Here is a 17,344-nt window from a genome sequence, read left to right on the forward strand (position 1 = left end):
CTGCCGTCCGTCCAGAAAGGCCCCGATGCTCCAGGCAGCGCGCCACACCGCCATAGTCGACGCCGTCCGGCGCGAACGGGTTGTCCGCGTCTCGGACCTCGCGCAACTGCTGGGCGTCTCCGCCATGACCGTCCGGCGGGATATTGAGTCGCTTGAGGAATCAGGCCTCGTGGAGCGTATCCACGGCGGCGCCAAGATCCCCGGCGAGGCGCGGACCCACGAGCCTGGCTTCGAATTGAAATCGACCCAGCTGATCGCGGAAAAGCACGCAATCGCCGTCGAAGCCGCCGCACTGGTTCACGAAGGCATGGCCGTGGGCCTGAGCGCTGGAACTACCACTTATGAGCTTGCCAAGGAACTCCTGAAGGGTCCGCGGATCACGGTGGTGACAAACTCAATCAGGATCGCGGATCTCTTCCACGGTGCCTCCGGTTCGCGCCACGGCTTCCCGGTGATCGTCACGGGAGGCGAGCGCACGCCGTCGGACGCCTTAGTGGGTCCCATCGCTACGGCCGCGCTGAAACAACTGCACGTGGACACGCTGTTCCTGGGCGTCCACGGCATGGATGCGAACGCCGGATTCACCACGCCGAACCTGCAGGAAGCCGAGACCAACCGGGCCTTCATCAGTGCGGCCCGCAACGTGGTGGTCTTGGCGGACCACAGCAAGTGGGGAACGGTAGGCATCGCCTCGATCGCCCAGCTGGAGGAAGCCGACGTGCTAGTCACGGACTCGCAACTCGGCCAGGATGCCCGGCGAATCCTCGCCGAAGGCGTCGGGAAGCTCAGGATCGCCGCGCTCTGAGGGCCGCCCAAGTTCCCTGCCGCCTCCCAACTAGCTCGCAGTAGTTGTCGTTTTGGGGGCTCATAACGACAAGAACTGCGAGCTAGTTGGGCTGCGGCAACGGTGTAAGAAAGGCCGAACGGGCACTTCGCAGCTATAGATTGGGAAGTATGACTGAAGCTCTCACCGCCACCAAAGCCGGTCGCGGCACCATCCTCGTCCTTAACGGCCCCAACCTGAACCTTCTCGGAACCCGCGAGCCGGAAAAGTACGGCACTTCCACACTGGCCGACGTCGAACAGCTCGCCATGGCAGCCGCCGAGGCCAACGGCTTCACCGTGGACTGCGTCCAGTCCAACCACGAGGGCGATCTCATTGACGCCATCCACGGCGCGCGCGGAACCGCCGCCGGGATCGTCATCAACGCGGGCGCATATACTCACACGTCCTTGGCACTCCGGGACGCCCTCGCGGCGGTCCAGCTTCCCGCCGTCGAGGTCCACATCACCAATGTGCACCAGCGCGAGGAATTCCGGCACCACTCCTATCTTTCCCCGGTGTGCGCCGCAGTGATCGTCGGAGCAGGAGTGCAGGGCTACAAGCTGGCCATCGACTACCTCGCCACCGCAGTCTAGAAGCCTCGTCCATCTCTTCCCCGGGGGGACATGCCCAGCCTTCACACCCTGCGCTGGACATAAACGCAATATGTCCAGTGCTCAGCTCAAGCGCTGAGCATGTCCCTAGGTGGGCGGGGCTACTTCTTGGTGCACTGGCCCGAGGACACTGCCGTGTTCAGGGATGACGCCTGCGCCGCAACGGGTGATAGCTCCTCCATGGTCAGGGCATAGCCCACTGCCACATCCGATGTGGTCTTGGCGAAGACAACGCCAGCAACCTGGCCCTGGGTGGTGAGGAGCGGGCCGCCCGAGTTACCCGGTTGAACGTCGCCGGCAAGCTTGTAAACCTGTTCCGGGGACGGGTTGTTGCCGTAGATGTCCGGAACCAAAAGGGTCGAGATGCCTTCCACCGCAGCCGGTTTGGACTGGAAAGGGCCACCATGCGGGTAGCCGGCGAAGGCCGCGGGCGAACCATCTGGAAGATCGGCGCTCAACGGCAGCGGCGCCGTCGGGAGATCGTCGACAGCGACGACGGCGAGGTCACGTTGGCTGTCAAAGTAGACAACTCGGCCTGGCAATGCGCCGCCGTCGGAAATTTCGACAACAGGCTGGGACACGCCGGCCACCACATGAGCGTTTGTCACCACGCGGCCAGGAGAGACCACGAAGCCGGATCCCGTCTGGTTCTGGCCGCATTGGTAGGCCGTGCCGGCGATCTTCAGCACGGAACGGGCGGCATTATTGAGCGCCGGGGTGTCTGTGCTGGTGTTCGGGATCTGCACCGGAGTCACGGGGCCGATCCCTTCGATGAGGTGCGGAATACCGTTGCCCATGACGGTGGAACGCAATTGCGCCACGCTTGCTTTAACCGGCGTGGGTGTCATGGTGTCGATGAAGCGGATTACCTTGGAATCGGCCAGTTGCTGTGAGACGAACGGCACGCCCAAGGAACTGATGCTGAAAGCCAACATGGACATGACAAGTGCCGCCACAACGAGGCTGACGAAACCGCCCAACAAGCGGTCCAAGGCGTTCAATGGCTGGATCCGCACGGCCCTGCGGACCTTTTGGCCAATCCAGGTACCGAGTCCGTGTCCCAAGACGATGAGAAGCACGGCGGAGCCTATGATGGCCGTCAATCTCCAACCGCTGTCCTTCACCCAGTCGCCGACGAGCGGGACCGCGATGAAGGCAGCTACGGCCCCTGCAGCGAAGCCTGTGATTCCACCCAGCGTCACGAGGAAGCCGTTGCGCAGCCCGTAGATCAGGTAGGAAAGAAGCATCAGAATCAACGCCAAGTCCAATATGGTCAAACCGAACACCAAAGCTCCTCACCGCCGGGTAAGCCCCAATTGTAGATGCACAGACTGACAGTCTCCCCTCAGAAGCAAGATGCCAACCGCATCCCGAAGCCGCCGCCCAGCGCAGCATTCCCGGCCGGTTAGGCCGCAGTTTCGGGCCTCTTCCGCGTGATTTCGGGCGTTTCGGCTGCCAAGTACGTCACAGAGCCGAGAAAATTCTGAAACAATGGCTGAAGCGCCACAGCCGAACTTTTACTCAGGAGATTTCATGGACATCGAGGTACTGCGCCGCGCGCCCCTCTTCGCGACCCTTGACGACGACGCTTTCCGTCTGCTGACGGACGAACTCACCGAGGTGGACCTTTCACGCGGAGCGTCTGTTTTCCGCGAAGGCGATCAGGGTGACCAGCTCTACTTCATCGTGTCTGGCAAGGTTAAGCTCGGCCGCACTTCTCCGGATGGCCGCGAATCCCTGTTGGCCATCCTCGGCCCGGGCGAGCTCTTCGGCGAAATGGCCCTGTTCGACCCCAGCCCGCGTACCGCAACGGCCACAGCCGTTTCGGAGACCCGTTTGGCAGGCTTGAAGAACGAAAGCCTCAACGCCTTGCTGCGTACCCGTCCCGAAGTATCTGCGCAGTTGCTGCAGGCACTTGCCCGTCGCTTGCGCCGTACCAACGATTCCCTGTCCGACCTCGTTTTCTCGGACGTCCCGGGTCGTGTCGCCAAGGCGCTGCTGGACTTGGCGGACCGCTTCGGCCGGCCTGCGACCGATGGCGTCCTGGTGGCCCACGAACTCACTCAGGAAGAACTGGCCCAGCTGGTCGGCGCCTCCCGCGAGACGGTCAACAAGGCCCTCGCCGAGTTCGTCCAGCGTGGCTGGCTCCGCTTGGAGGCCCGCGCAGTTGTCATCCTGGACATGCAGCGCCTCCGCCAGCGCTCCCGCTAGTTTCCCGCGAGACGCAAAATGCCTGGCGACACCGGAATTCCGGTGTCGCCAGGCATTTTTTCTGTCATCAGTGGATTTGAGTGTCGTTAGCGTTCCCGCTGCGGCTCTCCTGAAACCGTCCGGGCGGCTTCGACTTCGAGCATGAGCGTGCCGTCCTCGTCGACGAGCCGCGGCTTGTACATGTGCGGCTTTCGTTTGTAGCTGAGGTAAGCAATACAGCCTTGGGCAGCGGCCATCTTCTCGAGAATAATCTCCGAGCCCGGCACCAGCAATTGGCCTAGCGACAGTCCAACTGTGTTTTCTTGGCCGATCTCGTCGCCGAGAGCGGTTGTCCCGCGCTCGGCCATGAGCTTGGAAACGCACACCCAACGGCCCCAGACACCCTTGCTCGCCAGCAGGGAGGGCTGCTGGTTGACCGGAAGGGTAGCCGCGAAGTAGCGGGTGTTGAAGCGCCGGTGTGCAAAGTCCGGGCTGAGCCAGTTGACGAGCGGCTTGAGCAGGTCCGTCCGCAGCAATAAGCCGCGCTTGGCCAGGACATCCGTGAACGACTTGTCCTGGGTCGCTACGGCCTCGCGGGCTTTCATCCACTCCGGGGTGGACGTCGCCTCCACTGTGGAGGACAGGTCAGGGCCGGCCAGCAACACACCGGTTTCCTCGAACAGTTCGCGGATCGCGCCCACCACATGACGGCGGGCAAGTCCGACGTCGGCGGTCCCTAGCGCCTCAGCCCAATGCTGAGGCGAGGGGCCAAGCCAGCCGAGGGCGTCGTCGTCGGTGGGTAGCAGCGATCCGCCGGGAAACGCAACGACCCCCAACGGCGAGGAACCGGGACGGTAACCCATCCACGTTTCCAGGCCGGTGGGAGAATCGCGGAGCAGAACAACAGATGATGCAAGGCGCGCGGCGCGGGGAGTCCGTTCGCCGAGCTCAAGCCAGTTCCGTGCCGCCCCTTCGAGTTCGGGGGGTAAAGCAAACAGGCGTCGGGCTAGCTGTGGCAATTGAATGAACCGGTTCCTTAGCTGAATTCAGCGATCAGCTCGACCTCAACGGGAGAGTCGAGCGGAAGGACTGCAACTCCGACGGCGGAACGCGCGTGTTGTCCTTTGTCGCCAAAGACACGCCCAAGAAGCTCGGACGCGCCATTGATTACGCCGGGCTGACCGGTGAAGGAGGTATCGGAGGCCACGAAGCCAACGACCTTCACGATGCGTGTGATGCGATCGAGGTCGCCAATGACGCTCTTGACGGCGGCCAACGCGTTGACAGCGCAGACGGCCGCATACATCTGGGCGTCTTCCGGAGATACTGTCGGCTCGTCGGACAGGCCCTCTTCGCCGCTGGAAACCTTGCCCGTAGCTTCAAGTTTTCCGTTAATGAAGGGCAGCTGGCCCGAGGTGTACACGTGGTTGCCTGAGACGACAGCCGGAACGTAGGCGGCCACTGGAGCGGCAACAGCCGGTAGGGTCAAACCGAGTTCGGCAAGGCGCTGCTCGACGGCGGATGCCGGGACTGCGGAATCCGCGCCAACAGTGGCTTCTGCGGGGGTTGTCATTGTTACTGCTTCTCCCTCTTCAAGTATGCAACAAGTCCGTTTCCATCGGGCCCGGGAACGACCTGGACAAGCTCCCAGCCGTCCTCTCCCCACTGGTCCAGGATCTGCTTTGTGGCGTGAATGATGAGCGGAATCGTCGCGTACTCCCATTTGGTCATGAAAGAAAGACTAGCCCTTGCCGGTAAAGTGGAGAACATGGTGACTCGTAGGAACCCTCTATTCGACACTGCCACCACTCTTGGAAAGATCCTCGGATTCCTCGGTGTGAGTGCGATTTGTGGTGTCCTGGTGGCGGGCTTGCTCGTCCCGGCGGCCGCCGTTTCGGGCAGTGCGGCGAGTGGATCCATCCAGTTCTTCGACACGCTTCCGGCGGAGCTTCAGGTGAACCCGCCCAGCCAGGCGACGACTATCCTGGCCGCGGACGGCAGCCAGATAGCCTCCATCTACTCCGAGAACCGCACGCGGGTCTCGCTCGACCAGATGAGCCCGTTCATCAAGGATGCGATCGTCGCGGTCGAGGACAGCCGCTTTTATGAGCACGGTGGCGTCGACGCCACAGGCATCATGCGTGCCATCGTCAGCACGGCGCGCGGCCAGAAACAGGGTGCTTCCACCATCACCCAGCAGTACGTCAACAACGTCATCAATGAGTCTCTCGTATCCCAGGACAAAGCCGCGGACGTGAAGCTCAACGGCGTCAACAAGGGCGTCGGTGACAAGCTCCGGGAAATGAAGCTGGCCATCGCCTTGGAGAAGAAGTTCTCCAAGCAGCAGATACTTGAGGGCTACCTCAACATCGTCTTCTTCAACAAGGACGCGTACGGCATCGAGGCCGCCTCGAAGCTCTTCTTCAGCGTCAGTGCCAAGGATCTCACCTTGCCGCAGGCCGCCTTGCTGGCCGGCGTCGTCAACAGCCCGTCGTACTACGACCCCATTGCGAACCCGGACCACGCCAAACAGCGCCGCGACCTGGTGCTCGGCCTCATGCTGGACCAGGGCAAGATCAAGAAGGCGGACTACGACGCCGCCATCGCGACGCCGGTCACCACCAAGGTCACGCGACCTCGCCAAGGTTGTGCGTACGCGGCTACGGCACCGTATTTCTGCGACTACGTGTTGCATTTGCTCTACAACAACCCTGCCTACGGCGCCACCCAGGACGAACGCGTCAATCGCATCTCCCGCGGCGGCCTCACGATTCAGACCACGCTTGATTCCAAGGCCCAAAGCGTTGCCCAAGCCCAGGTCGATGCCACCACCGGCGACAACCCGGACAAGTGGGGGTCCACCATCGTCTCGGTCCAGCCAGGCAGTGGAAAGATCGTTTCCATGGCCCAGAACACGGTGTGGCTACCCGCGGCGGGGAAGTTCGATCAGACGCAGAACTTCAATGTGGATGTGGTCGACGGACAGGGCAACGACCTTAACGGTTTGGGCGGGTTCCAGCCTGGCTCCACCATGAAGCCCTTCACCTTTGCCGAATGGCTTAATGAAGGCAAGTCGATGAACACCACCATCAACGCCGCCGTCCGGACATATAGGCCCGGGTTCCCTTGGCGGAACACGTGTCCTACTCCCACTAACGGCTTCTATGACAGTTCGGTACCCGGTAGCTTTGACCTCCAGAACTCGGACCAAGGCTACTACCGCCCCATGACGGTCCTGTATGGCCTGATGAACTCCATCAACACTGCAACATTTGCCTCTGCCTCTCAACTGGATCTCTGTGGTATCCAGAAGATCGTCGACGCCGTCGGCATCCACGGCGGAACCCCTGCCCGCGACCAGTCCGGGGCGATCACAGATCCCAATCCGAAGGTTCCCATGACTACGCTGGGCAACCTGATCGGTTCAACCCAGACCGCCCCCTTGACCATGGCGAGCGCCATGGCCACGTTCTCCAACAACGGCAAGTACTGTGAGCCAATCGCCATTACTTCCGTGACGGACCAGACGGGTGCCAAGCTGCCTGCCCAGTCCCCCAATTGCCGTGACGCCGTGACGCCGGAAGTTGCCCACGGTGTCGCCTACGCGATGCAAGAGGTTCTCAACCAGGGTTCCGGTTCGCTCATCCGTCCTCGGATCTCCACGAAGACCAATTTCCCCATCGCCGCAAAGACCGGAACCAATGACAGCAACGGCTCCACCTGGGTGGTTGGCTACACTTCGGGCCTTGCAACAGCAAGTTGGTTCGGCGATCCCTTGGGTGGCCAAACCCGTTTTGGTCGCAATATCACCGTCAACGGTAAGTTCTATACGGGCATCGACGGTTACATGATCGCCGGACCGCAGTTCTCCAACTACATGTCCCAGATTGCCCCTGCTTACGGAACCAACCCGTTCCCGGCCCCGCCGTCGAACCTGCTTGATCCGCCGGGCTACCGGACGTCAACTCCGAGCAACAACAATTCCCAGAGCACGCAGCCGAACACCCAGCCCAGCAGCAACGGGAACGGCAATGGAAATGGAAATGGCAACGGAAACAAAAATGGCTAACGGCTCCAAGCCCACGATTGAATCGCTCGCAAGCCGCGTCCGAAGCATCGGACGCGGCTTTGCCGTCGCTGCGGGTGCGGGCGCAACCGCCGGCGTCGCGGGCTTCGCTTACGGGCTCTGGGAAAAGAACCAATTCGTGCTCCGGGAAGAAACCGTTCCCATCCTGCCCGAAGGCTCGGCTCCGCTCCGGGTGCTGCACTTGAGCGATATCCATTTCGTCCCGAGCCAACGAAAGAAAGCGGAGTGGCTGCGTTCGCTCGCGGCCCTCCAACCAGACCTCGTGGTGAACACGGGTGACAATCTCAGCCACCCACATGCTGTGGTTCCTCTGCTGGATGCGCTGCGGCCTCTGTTGAAGTTCCCGGGCGTCTTCGTACCGGGCTCCAATGACTACTACGCCCCGCGGTTCAAGAACCCCGCCGCCTATCTCCGCGGCCCATCGCGGGTCAAAAGCAATCCCCATGAGCTCGATTGGCCGCGCCTCCGTTCAGGTTTCGGGATGTCCGGCTGGATCGACCTCACCAACAGGCACCAGTCCCTGCCGATCAACGGGATCCGCTTCGACTTCTCCGGGGTGGATGACCCCCACCTGAATCGGGAGCGCTACTCTGGCTGGCCCCGCGGCACGGCCGGACAGGACTCCCGCCCTCATCTGCGCGTGGCCGTGATCCATGCCCCCTATCAACGGGTCTTGGACCATTTCACGAACGACTCCGCAGACCTCATCCTGGCCGGACACACCCACGGCGGCCAGATCTGTATCCCCGGCTACGGCGCCCTGGTGGCCAATTGCGATCTCCCCACGTGGCGCGCGAAAGGATTGCACGATTGGGAAAACAACGGACGCACGACGCCGGTCAACGTCTCCGGCGGCATCGGCACCTCCCGCTTCGCCCCAGTCCGGATCGCCTGCAAGCCTGAAGCGGTTCTGCTGACGCTGACGGCGCGTCAGTAGCCCGCACCACCACTGAGCATGCGCATCCTGTCAAACCAAGGATGGACATAACAAACCCACCCCGCTGAGCATGCCCCTTGTCCAACACCAAGGATGGGCATAACAGCAATATGTCCATCCTTGGCTGCCAGGGTTGAGCATGTCCATCAGGGGAAGAGGGCCGCGGCGAACCACGTCCAGCAGGAAACGAGGTCCCCATCACTTCTGGTACCTCACCCACGACTCCCCTTCTCCCGGCGCCAATACCTCGCATCACGTAGCGCAATGGTGCTGTCAATCCCGTGACGCGATGGCATAGGGTAGTTGCTACAGGAAACTACCTCCGGGTGTCGTGCCGGGAAGGCGCAGAGCACCGGAGCACAGCTGTTGAGAAGCGGGCATGGCCAAACAGACTTCATTTTTCACCTCCATCAAACGTCTCTATCCGCACGTGAAACCGATCCTCCCCCGGCTTTTCATGGGGCTGCTCAGCGCATTGCTGGCCAGCATCATGGCGCTTGCCATCCCGCAAGTGCTGCGGGTCCTGATCAACGGCTCCCTCCACCCCGGCGGCCCCAGCAACGCTGTCTGGATTGCCGCCGCGGTGGTTCTGGCACTCGGTATCGCAGAAGCCGGGCTAGTGGCTCTGCGGCGCCAGTTCGTCATCAATCCCGCAACCACCGTGGAATCCAGGATGCGGGTGTCCCTCTACGGCCACCTGCAGGACCTCACAGTTTCCTTCCACGACCACTGGGGCTCAGGGCAATTGCTGTCCCGCGCGATGACCGACTTGAACTTCCTGCGGCGTTGGATGGCCTTCGGCGCGATCATGCTGGTGGTGACCACGCTGACCGTGGTGATTGGCGTCGTCGTGATGTTCGCGATGAGCTGGCAACTGGCTTTGATCTTCCTGGCAGCCGCTGTGCCCATCATGGTCTATTCGTTCCGCTTCCGCCGCCGCTTCAGCTTGGTCACCCGCCTCAGCCAGGACCAGGCCGGCGACCTCGCCACCACTGTTGAGGAGTCCGTTCACGGCATCCGCGTGCTCAGGGCGTTCGGTCGCAGTCGCGAGGCACTGGAGAACTTCAACGAGCAGGCCGAAGAGCTGAGGCAGACCGAGATCGCCAAGGCCAAGCACCAAGCCACCTTCACGCTCGTGGTGACCCTCCTGCCCGAGCTGGCACTCGGCGTCGGGCTCGTAGCGGGCGTCCTGCTTGTCTCCGCAGGCGAACTCAGCATCGGTTCCCTCGTTGCGTTCTTTGGCACCGCGGCGGTGGTGGCCGCACCGGTGGAATTCTCGGGCACGCTCCTTGCCATGGCTTTGACCGCCAAGACGGCCCTCGACCGCCACTTCGAGGTCATGGACACGCCCAACACGATCACCAGCCCGGCGAACCCCAGAACACCCAAGAAACTGCTTGGGGCCTTGAGCTTCAAAGGCGCCGCTTTCGGTTTCGACGACGGCGCCCGGCTCCTGCACGACATCACCTTGGATATCCGGCCGGGCGAAACCATGGCCCTCGTGGGCATTACCGGCAGCGGAAAGAGCGCCCTCCTCCAGCTGGTCCCCCGGCTCTATGACGTGAGCGAAGGATCCGTGAGCATCGACGGCGTGGATATTCGGGATTTCAGCGTAGAGCAACTGCGGACGGTGGTCGCCGTCGCCTTCGAGGACACCACCCTGTTCTCGAGCTCGGTCCGGGACAACGTGCTGCTTGGCGCGCCCGATACTTCCGAGGAGGCACTCGAAGAAGCGCTCGACGTCGCGCAGGCGCACTTCGCGTATTCGCTGCCCGACGGCGTCGAGACCCTTATCGGAGAAGAAGGTCTCAGCCTTTCCGGAGGCCAGCGGCAGCGGATCGCCCTCGCCCGCGCCATCGCAGCCAAGCCCAAGGTCCTCGTGCTGGATGATCCGCTCTCGGCCCTGGACGTGAACACAGAAGAACTCGTCGAGACCCGTCTCCGCGAGGTCCTCCGGGACACCACTACGCTGATCGTGGCGCACCGGCCCTCGACTGTTGCCCTGGCCGACAGGGTGGCGCTGCTCGAAAAAGGAAGCATCACCGCCGTCGGGACCCATACTGAGCTCTTGGCCAACAACGCGCACTACCGCTACGTGATCGCGAGCCTCGATGCGGGTCCGAAGGATCTCGACCTCGAACTCGACGAACTCGAGCACGAGCTCGATGCGGAACAGCACATGAACCAAGCCGGGGAAGGCCGCCGATGAGCACGTTCGGAACCGCCAATGAAGACAACGCCCACCTGAGCCGTAGCGACAGCAAAGCAGTACGACGGCGGTCGGTTGCCTTGCTGGGATCGCTCATCCGCCCGGTACGGTTGCGGTTCTGGCTCACGCTGGGGATGGTGGTGCTCTCGCAGGCCACTCGGGTGGCCGGGCCGGCGATCATTGCTTTCGGCATCGACCACGCCCTGCCATCGCTGCTCGCAGGAAACAACATGCCGCTGGTCCTGGCCGGCGCCCTGTATCTGGCGGCGGCCATCGCAACGGCGGTGTTGACGGCCCTCTACGTCACCTCGACGGCGAAGCTGAGTCAATCGATGCTACTTGACTTGCGGCTAAGGGTCTTCCGACACACCCAGCGGCTCAGCCTGGAGTTCCACGAGAGGTACACTTCAGGCCGGATCATAGCCCGCCAGACCTCGGACCTCGAAGCGTTGCGCGAACTCCTCGATTCCGGCGTCAGTTCCTTGGCCTCGGGGATCCTGTTCATGCTCTTCACGGCATGTACCGTCTTTGCCCTCGACTGGCGCAGCGGACTCATCATGCTCGCCACAGGCGTACCCGCATACTTTCTGGCCCGCTGGTACCAGAAGCATTCACAGATCGCTTTCCGCGAGTCCCGTGTGGTTTCCGCCCGACTGATTGTGCACTTCGTGGAGACCATGACCGGCATCCGGGCCATCAAGGCATTCCGGAAGGAACCGGAGAACGCCCGGCGCTACGCCGAACTGTCCGAGGACTACCGCAAGGTCACGGTTCGCTCCATCAACTTGAACGGCATCTTCCAACCGGGCCTGGTCCTGGTCGGCAATGTGTGCGTGGCCGTGGTCCTGCTGTTCGGCGGCTTCCGGGTGCTCTCCGGAGACCTGGCAGTAGGCGTGCTCTTGGCGCTGATCCTTTCCACCAAACGCTTCTTCCAGCCTGTGGACCAGATGGCCATGTTCTACAACTCCTTCCAGAGCGCCCAAGCCGCGCTGGAGAAGGTGTCCGGCCTGCTCGAAGAGGTTCCTACCGTCCGGCCTCCCAAGAACCCGGTCCCCCTGCCTCGTGCCCGTGGCGAAATCGACTTCCGCGGCGTGGAGTTCGGCTACGGCAACGGCAAGGTAGTGGTCCCCGAGCTGAATCTGCACATTCCCGCAGGGCAGACCATAGCGCTCGTCGGACAGACCGGCGCCGGCAAATCGACCTTCGCCAAGCTGATCGCCCGCTTCTACGACGTCACCGCAGGGTCTTTGACACTCGACGGGGTCGATCTCCGGGACCTCTCGACGGCGGACCTGCGCCGCGCCGTCGTCATGGTCACCCAGGAAGCCTTCCTCTTTAGTGGCTCGGTGGCGGACAACATCGCGCTGGGACGGCCTGAGGCTACCCGCGCGGAGATTGAAGAAGCTGCCCGAGCGGTAGGGGCACATGAATTCATCTCCGGGTTGCCTGACGGCTACGACACGGACGTTAACAAGCGCGGCGGACGCGTCTCCGCCGGACAACGGCAGTTGATCGGCTTCGCCCGGGCGTTCATTGCCGCCCCGGCAGTGCTCATCCTGGACGAAGCCACATCATCCCTTGATATCCCTTCCGAACGGCTGGTTCAGGCTGGCCTCAGCAAGCTGTTGTCTGGCACGGATTCCGAACGCACGGCCATCATTATCGCCCACCGGCTCTCGACGGTAGAGACAGCTGACCGGGTCCTCGTGGTACACGAGGGACGCATCGTGGAAGACGGCTCGCCTGCCGAGCTCATCGTCGGCGGAGGGCGCTTCGCCCGTTTGCACGGTGCCTGGAAGGACTCGCTGGTCTGAGCGCGGTGTTCCATCGGGTGTTCCGTTCGATTTCGCATCCGGGAGGGGATCGGCTATTCTTGAACAGTTGCTTTCGCAGCGGATCGGGATGTAGCGCAGCTTGGTAGCGCGCTTCGTTCGGGACGAAGAGGTCGCAGGTTCAAATCCTGTCATCCCGACCAATTGTTAGAAGGGCTTCCACTCGGAAGACCTTCTAACTTTATTTAACGAGTTTCTTGGCCAGCCCGGAAATCGCAAAGAACATTCCCTCGACCGGTTTTCCCACCCGCCCGAGATTTAGAGACAAGTGTTGTTAACAACCCCCTGCAATGGTTCGGGCTATACAACGGACCCGTGGATCAGAGCGCAAAAGAAATCCCCGGAGTGTCTATTTCGGACGCCTCGGGGATTCTTCACTTCATTTGAATAATTAGGCGGCTGCCCGAGTCCCCGGACGCCACCCTAGGGTCTCACTTACACTGGGTCTGGCCAATTGCCGATCGCCTGCGCGACACTCATGGGGTCAGGCCAGTTGCCAATCGCCTGCGAAACAACCATGGGATCCGGCCAGTTGCCGATCGCCTGCGTGAGCCTCATCGGATCGGGCCAGTTACCAATGCTGAGCACCGTGTTGACGGTGTCTGCCACAGGGGCTGCGGAAACCACGGCTGGCGCCGCGGCGGAGAATGCAAGAGCGCCGGCCAAGGCGACTGCTGCAGCAATCTTCTTCAACATAATTTTTCCTCAATGCGAGTCGGATTCGTTACGGAAATTACGCGGTCCCTGTTGACATTCATTGTAAAATGTTTTCCACAGCGACTGTCAAGGCTTAGGCGAAAAGACAGTGCAAAGACAAGCCTCTAGGAGGAACCTGTGGGGAACGGATTCGGAGAAAAGCTCCGTGCCGAACGGCTCGAACGCGGGCTGACCCAGGCTGAATTAGGTAGGGATCTTTACTCACCCAGCTATATTTCGCTTCTTGAAACCGGGCGCCGGGAGCCTACAGCCGAGGTCATTGAAGAACTCGCGCGGCGCCTGGAGCTCGCGCCGAAAGCCCTGGAAGCCTGGAGCCAGCCGGTATCCGTCAGTGACGCCGAATACGTGCTTGCCGGGCTATATGCGCGGCAAGCCTGGGACCTGAGGGACTACCCGCTTGCCGCAAGCCACGCAGCGGCGGCCGCGCAAATCGCGCTTGAGGCAAGAAACACCAGCGCCTGGTGGAACATGACCTACATGCAAGCCGAGTGCCTCATGAAACAGGGGCAGCTGAAGGAATGCCAGCAGATCATCCAGCATCTACTGGAACATCCCATGGCTACGGAGTCTGCAGGCCTGGGGGTCCGCGCCCGGCAGATGCTTGCCGCGGTCTGCCACGGACAAGGTCAGCTGGCCACCGCCGTCGAGCACGCCATGGAAGCCGTGAGGCTTTCCGCGCAACTGCCGAAGGGCTCAACGTTGATTATCGGCGCGCACCGTGCATTGATCGGAGCCCTGGCCGAGAGCGGCAGGTTGGACGAAGCCTGGGAGTATTGCCAGGCCATGAATAGCCAGATGGACGACCACTCGATGTCGCAGCTCGCGGGCGAGGTTGCCTGGGTGGTCGGAAACGTAGCTTTCATGCGGCACGACTATGTGGAAGGCATCAAGCACCACGAGCGAGCCGCCAAGCTGCTCTCCCCCGCCAATGACATAGAGTTATGGGCGCGATTCAACAAAGCATCGGCGGCTGTTCGGCTCTCCTCCGGCATCGTCGAACCAGAAACACTCTCCGCCATCGAACGGGCTGAACTCGCCCTATCGATTGTGGGCGGAAACAAGACGGACCAGTTGGAAGTCGCGTTCATCCGAGCCCGCTGGCTCTACCTGACCGGCGACATCCCTGCCGCGATCACCAAGTTGCGCGAAATCCACGCAGACCGCGATGTCCTCGCCCGGCATACCGCGGGTGAAGTCACTTTCCTTCTCGGCAAGGCACTCAAGGCAGCCGGTGAAAACACGGAAGCCTTGGTCCATCTCGAAGAAGCCCAGCGTGATTTCACTGCTGCGGGCGCGGCAGACCGTGTCCAGCAGGCCTTGGACTCGGTGCTGGAAATCCGGCTGGCGGAACGTCGGGCGGCGGCAAACCATGGTGGAAGCGCTCATTCGTCCCGCGCAAGTTAAGGACAGTGGCCTGAGCGAACCCGACTAACTCGCATTTGTTGTCGTTTAGCATCGGCTAAACGACAACAACTGCGAGTTAGGCGAAGGTCCTGCCGGTCAGCTTTTCGTACGCTTCCACGTAGCGGGCGCGCGTCTTCTCGACGACGTCGGCCGGCAGCGCGGGCGGTGGGACGTCACCGGCGCGGTCCCAGCCAGACTCCGCCGAGGTCAGCCAGTCACGCACGAACTGCTTGTCGTACGACGGCTGCGCCTTGCCCGGCTCGTAGGTGGAAGCGTCCCAGAACCGGGAGGAGTCCGGCGTCAGGACCTCATCGCCCAAGGTGATGACACCAGTGGTGACGTCGATGCCGAACTCCACCTTGGTGTCGGCCAGGATGATGCCACGACCGCGGGCAATCTCTTCAGCGCGGGTGTAGATCTTCAACGTGAGCTCGCTCAAGCGTGCGGCGATATCGTCGCCGACCATCGCTACGACGTCGTCATAAGTGATGTTCTCGTCGTGTTCGCCGACTTCAGCCTTGGCAGAAGGCGTGAAAATGGCGTGCTTAAGGCGCGAGCCGTCAACGAGGCCCTCCGGCAGGGGGATGTCGCAGACGGTCCCCGATTGGCGGTACTCCACCAGGCCCGAACCCGTCAGGTATCCTCGTGCGATGCACTCCACGGGGAACATCTCCAGTCGCTTGCAGATCATCGCGCGTCCCTCGACTTCCGCGGGCACTCCCTCGGCCACCGTGGACGCCAGGACGTGGTGCTCCACGCCAAGCTGCTCGAACCACCACAAGCTCAGCTGCGTGAGGACACGGCCCTTGTCCGGGATCTCGCTGCTCAAGACGTGGTCGTAGGCACTGATACGGTCGCTGGCCACCACCAAGATGCGGTCCTGGCCTGATTCGGACCCGCCGAGATCATCTGCCGGAACGTAGAGGTCCCGGACTTTGCCGGAGTAGACGTGCTTCCACCCCGGGAGGTCGCGGGTCTCAGTTTGTAGTCCGTTGGCGTTGTTGTCCGGCATGGTTCAGGCCTTTACATTCGGAATGGAGCCGGTGGCAGGAGAGACCACGTGGATTTCGCCGCGAGCCGCCTTGCCGGCGATATCGGTACGGAACTGTCCGCCGTCGAGCTGGACCAGCTCCACGCCGTCGTAAGCCCGCTCCCGGGCCTCCACTAGGTCAGTGCCCAGCGCCACAACGGCCAGCACGCGCCCGCCGGCGGAAACAACCCAGCCTTCTTCATTCAGTTTGGTGCCTGCGTGGATGACATGGACGCCTTCGAGCGCGTCCACTTTGTTGAGACCGCGAATGCGGTCCCCCGTGCGGGGCGTGTCCGGATAGTTTTCGGCGGCAACGACGACGGCGACTGCCGACTCCCTGGACCAGCGCAGCTCTTCGGCCCGGTCCAGTTCGCCCTTGGCGGCTGCCAGCAGCAGCGCGCCGAGCGGAGTCTTGAGCCGGGCAAGGACCGCCTGGGTTTCGGGATCACCGAAACGGACGTTGAACTCGATGACGCGGGTGCCGCGCGAGGTCAGCGCAAGGCCGCAGTAGAGGACCCCCACAAACGGCGTGCCTCGGCTTGCCATCTCGTCCACGGTGGGCTGTGCCACGCGGTCGATGACTTCCTGGACAAGGCCTGCAGGCGCCCAGTCGAGAGGACTATAGGCGCCCATGCCGCCGGTGTTGGGCCCCTCGTCATTGTCGAAAATTCGTTTGAAGTCCTGCGCCGGGGACAACGGCACCGTGGTCCGGCCGTCGCACAGTACGAACAAGGAGACCTCAGGTCCGTCCAGGAACTCCTCGATCACCACGGTTCCACCAGCGTCGAAACAGCTCTGGGCGTGGGCGAGCGCTTCCTCGCGGTCGTTGGTGACCACGACGCCCTTGCCGGCTGCCAAACCGTCATCCTTGACAACATGCGGAGCGCCGAAGGTGTCCAGCGCGTCGGCGGCCTCTGCGGCGTTTGTTGCCACGCGGGCCATGGCGGTGGGAACACCTGCCTCTGCCATGACTTCCTTGGCGAACGCTTTGGAGGCTTCGAGCTGGGCAGCGGCCTTGCTGGGGCCAAAGACCGGAATGCCTGCTTCGCGGACAGCGTCTGAAACGCCTGCCGCGAGCGGGGCTTCGGGGCCAACGACAACCAGGTCAACGGCAAGTTTCGTCGCAAGCGCGGCGACGGCGGCGGGATCGTTGCCGTCGATCGCGTACGTGGGGACCAGCTTGGCGATACCAGCATTTCCCGGGGCCGCGTGGACCTCGGAAACATTGGGATCTTTGAGCAATGAGCGGACAATGGCGTGTTCGCGGCCCCCGGGGCCAATGACGAGTACCTTCACAGTCCTCAAGGGTACTTTGTGCGGGCGCCGGACTCCTAAGCTGTTTCCCCCGCTGGACATGCTCACCCTTGGCCACAAGCGATGGACATTGCAGCAACATGCCCATTCCTGACCACCAACGCAGCGCATGTCCACCCCTGGCCGCGCGCTCCACGAAGGGACATGCCCACCCTTCGTCATGAGCGATGGACATTCCAGCAACATG

At 62.4% G+C, this 17,344-nt stretch carries 15 protein-coding genes and 1 tRNA gene; 9 read left to right on the forward strand and 7 right to left on the reverse strand.

The window, feature by feature from the left end:
• The first annotated feature begins 25 nt into the window (after nt 1-25).
• A complete protein-coding gene (locus A3M3_RS0104790; protein WP_028265391.1) occupies nt 26-805 on the forward strand; it encodes a DeoR/GlpR family DNA-binding transcription regulator in 780 nt (259 codons plus the stop codon).
• Nucleotides 806-954: 149 nt separating this feature from the next.
• Nucleotides 955-1,419, forward strand: coding sequence for a type II 3-dehydroquinate dehydratase (gene aroQ / locus A3M3_RS0104795; RefSeq protein WP_028265392.1), 465 nt, complete (start codon nt 955-957; stop codon nt 1,417-1,419).
• Nucleotides 1,420-1,538: 119 nt separating this feature from the next.
• On the opposite strand, the gene A3M3_RS0104800 is transcribed toward aroQ, so the two are convergent.
• Nucleotides 1,539-2,723 carry a MarP family serine protease gene (locus A3M3_RS0104800; RefSeq protein WP_028265393.1) on the reverse strand — a complete coding sequence of 395 codons (1,185 nt, stop codon included), beginning with the start codon at nt 2,721-2,723 and terminating at the stop codon, nt 1,539-1,541.
• 247 nt (nt 2,724-2,970) lie between these two features.
• Here A3M3_RS0104800 and A3M3_RS0104805 point away from each other — a divergent pair, with 247 nt between their 5' ends.
• Complete coding sequence (locus A3M3_RS0104805) at nt 2,971-3,648, forward strand: Crp/Fnr family transcriptional regulator (RefSeq protein WP_011775987.1); 678 nt, start codon at nt 2,971-2,973, stop codon at nt 3,646-3,648.
• A gap of 86 nt (nt 3,649-3,734) precedes the next feature.
• On the opposite strand, the gene A3M3_RS0104810 is transcribed toward A3M3_RS0104805, so the two are convergent.
• From A3M3_RS0104810 to A3M3_RS23790, 3 genes are read right to left on the reverse strand one after another with little or no spacing between them, the layout of a single operon-like run.
• Nucleotides 3,735-4,646 (reverse strand): NUDIX hydrolase, encoded by a 912-nt coding sequence (locus tag A3M3_RS0104810; RefSeq protein WP_028265394.1) that lies wholly within the window; start codon nt 4,644-4,646, stop codon nt 3,735-3,737.
• A 17-nt stretch (nt 4,647-4,663) separates the two neighbouring features.
• Nucleotides 4,664-5,200, reverse strand: coding sequence for a RidA family protein (locus A3M3_RS0104815; RefSeq protein WP_028265395.1), 537 nt, complete (start codon nt 5,198-5,200; stop codon nt 4,664-4,666).
• Between the two features lie 2 nt (nt 5,201-5,202).
• Nucleotides 5,203-5,358 carry a DUF4177 domain-containing protein gene (locus A3M3_RS23790; RefSeq protein ID WP_009359196.1) on the reverse strand — a complete coding sequence of 52 codons (156 nt, stop codon included), beginning with the start codon at nt 5,356-5,358 and terminating at the stop codon, nt 5,203-5,205.
• Here A3M3_RS23790 and A3M3_RS0104825 point away from each other — a divergent pair.
• The 5 genes from A3M3_RS0104825 (at nt 5,357) to A3M3_RS0104845 (ending at nt 12,835) form a co-directional block, all read left to right on the forward strand.
• A complete protein-coding gene (locus A3M3_RS0104825; RefSeq protein ID WP_028265396.1) occupies nt 5,357-7,696 on the forward strand; it encodes a transglycosylase domain-containing protein in 2,340 nt (779 codons plus the stop codon). The genes A3M3_RS23790 and A3M3_RS0104825 overlap by 2 nt on opposite strands.
• Nucleotides 7,671-8,651: a metallophosphoesterase gene (locus A3M3_RS0104830; RefSeq protein WP_231497187.1), complete on the forward strand. Its 981-nt coding sequence runs from the start codon at nt 7,671-7,673 to the stop codon at nt 8,649-8,651. Before A3M3_RS0104825 ends, A3M3_RS0104830 begins: the two co-directional genes overlap by 26 nt.
• A 379-nt stretch (nt 8,652-9,030) precedes the next feature.
• A complete protein-coding gene (locus A3M3_RS0104835) occupies nt 9,031-10,860 on the forward strand; it encodes an ABC transporter ATP-binding protein (protein WP_028265398.1) in 1,830 nt (609 codons plus the stop codon).
• Complete coding sequence (locus A3M3_RS0104840; RefSeq protein ID WP_028265399.1) at nt 10,857-12,674, forward strand: ABC transporter ATP-binding protein; 1,818 nt, start codon at nt 10,857-10,859, stop codon at nt 12,672-12,674. The genes A3M3_RS0104835 and A3M3_RS0104840 overlap by 4 nt, the downstream gene beginning before the upstream one ends.
• An 84-nt stretch (nt 12,675-12,758) precedes the next feature.
• Nucleotides 12,759-12,835: transfer RNA gene (locus tag A3M3_RS0104845), tRNA-Pro, on the forward strand.
• Between the two features lie 292 nt (nt 12,836-13,127).
• On the opposite strand, the gene A3M3_RS23795 is transcribed toward A3M3_RS0104845, so the two are convergent.
• Entirely contained in the window at nt 13,128-13,388 is a 261-nt protein-coding gene (locus A3M3_RS23795; protein WP_035741368.1) for a hypothetical protein, read from the reverse strand.
• A 138-nt stretch (nt 13,389-13,526) separates the two neighbouring features.
• Between A3M3_RS23795 and A3M3_RS0104855 the strand changes: the two genes are divergently transcribed.
• Nucleotides 13,527-14,813 (forward strand): helix-turn-helix domain-containing protein, encoded by a 1,287-nt coding sequence (locus A3M3_RS0104855; RefSeq protein WP_028265400.1) that lies wholly within the window; start codon nt 13,527-13,529, stop codon nt 14,811-14,813.
• Between the two features lie 76 nt (nt 14,814-14,889).
• Here the strand turns inward: A3M3_RS0104855 and A3M3_RS0104860 are convergent, their stop codons facing one another.
• Complete coding sequence (locus tag A3M3_RS0104860; protein WP_028265401.1) at nt 14,890-15,825, reverse strand: phosphoribosylaminoimidazolesuccinocarboxamide synthase; 936 nt, start codon at nt 15,823-15,825, stop codon at nt 14,890-14,892.
• Nucleotides 15,826-15,828: 3 nt separating this feature from the next.
• The gene (purD, locus tag A3M3_RS0104865; RefSeq protein ID WP_028265402.1) at nt 15,829-17,139 is read right to left on the reverse strand and encodes a phosphoribosylamine--glycine ligase; all 1,311 of its coding nucleotides are present in this window, start codon (nt 17,137-17,139) and stop codon (nt 15,829-15,831) included.
• Between the last annotated feature and the right edge of the window lie 205 nt (nt 17,140-17,344).

The organism is Arthrobacter sp. MA-N2 (genome assembly GCF_000517125.1).
Classification (GTDB): domain Bacteria; phylum Actinomycetota; class Actinomycetes; order Actinomycetales; family Micrococcaceae; genus Arthrobacter; species Arthrobacter methylotrophus.

Bases quoted from the DNA above. Each gene is read 5' to 3' on its own strand.
- A3M3_RS0104790 (WP_028265391.1), top strand. From the start codon at position 26: ATGCTCCAGGCAGCGCGCCACACCGCCATAGTCGACGCCGTCCGGCGC.
- aroQ (WP_028265392.1), top strand. From the start codon at position 955: ATGACTGAAGCTCTCACCGCCACCAAAGCCGGTCGCGGCACCATCCTC.
- A3M3_RS0104805 (WP_011775987.1), top strand. From the start codon at position 2,971: ATGGACATCGAGGTACTGCGCCGCGCGCCCCTCTTCGCGACCCTTGAC.
- A3M3_RS0104815 (WP_028265395.1), bottom strand. From the start codon at position 5,200: ATGACAACCCCCGCAGAAGCCACTGTTGGCGCGGATTCCGCAGTCCCG.
- A3M3_RS0104825 (WP_028265396.1), top strand. From the start codon at position 5,357: ATGAAAGAAAGACTAGCCCTTGCCGGTAAAGTGGAGAACATGGTGACT.
- A3M3_RS23790 (WP_009359196.1), bottom strand. From the start codon at position 5,358: ATGACCAAATGGGAGTACGCGACGATTCCGCTCATCATTCACGCCACA.
- A3M3_RS0104830 (WP_231497187.1), top strand. From the start codon at position 7,671: ATGGCAACGGAAACAAAAATGGCTAACGGCTCCAAGCCCACGATTGAA.
- A3M3_RS0104835 (WP_028265398.1), top strand. From the start codon at position 9,031: ATGGCCAAACAGACTTCATTTTTCACCTCCATCAAACGTCTCTATCCG.
- A3M3_RS0104840 (WP_028265399.1), top strand. From the start codon at position 10,857: ATGAGCACGTTCGGAACCGCCAATGAAGACAACGCCCACCTGAGCCGT.
- A3M3_RS23795 (WP_035741368.1), bottom strand. From the start codon at position 13,388: ATGTTGAAGAAGATTGCTGCAGCAGTCGCCTTGGCCGGCGCTCTTGCA.
- A3M3_RS0104860 (WP_028265401.1), bottom strand. From the start codon at position 15,825: ATGCCGGACAACAACGCCAACGGACTACAAACTGAGACCCGCGACCTC.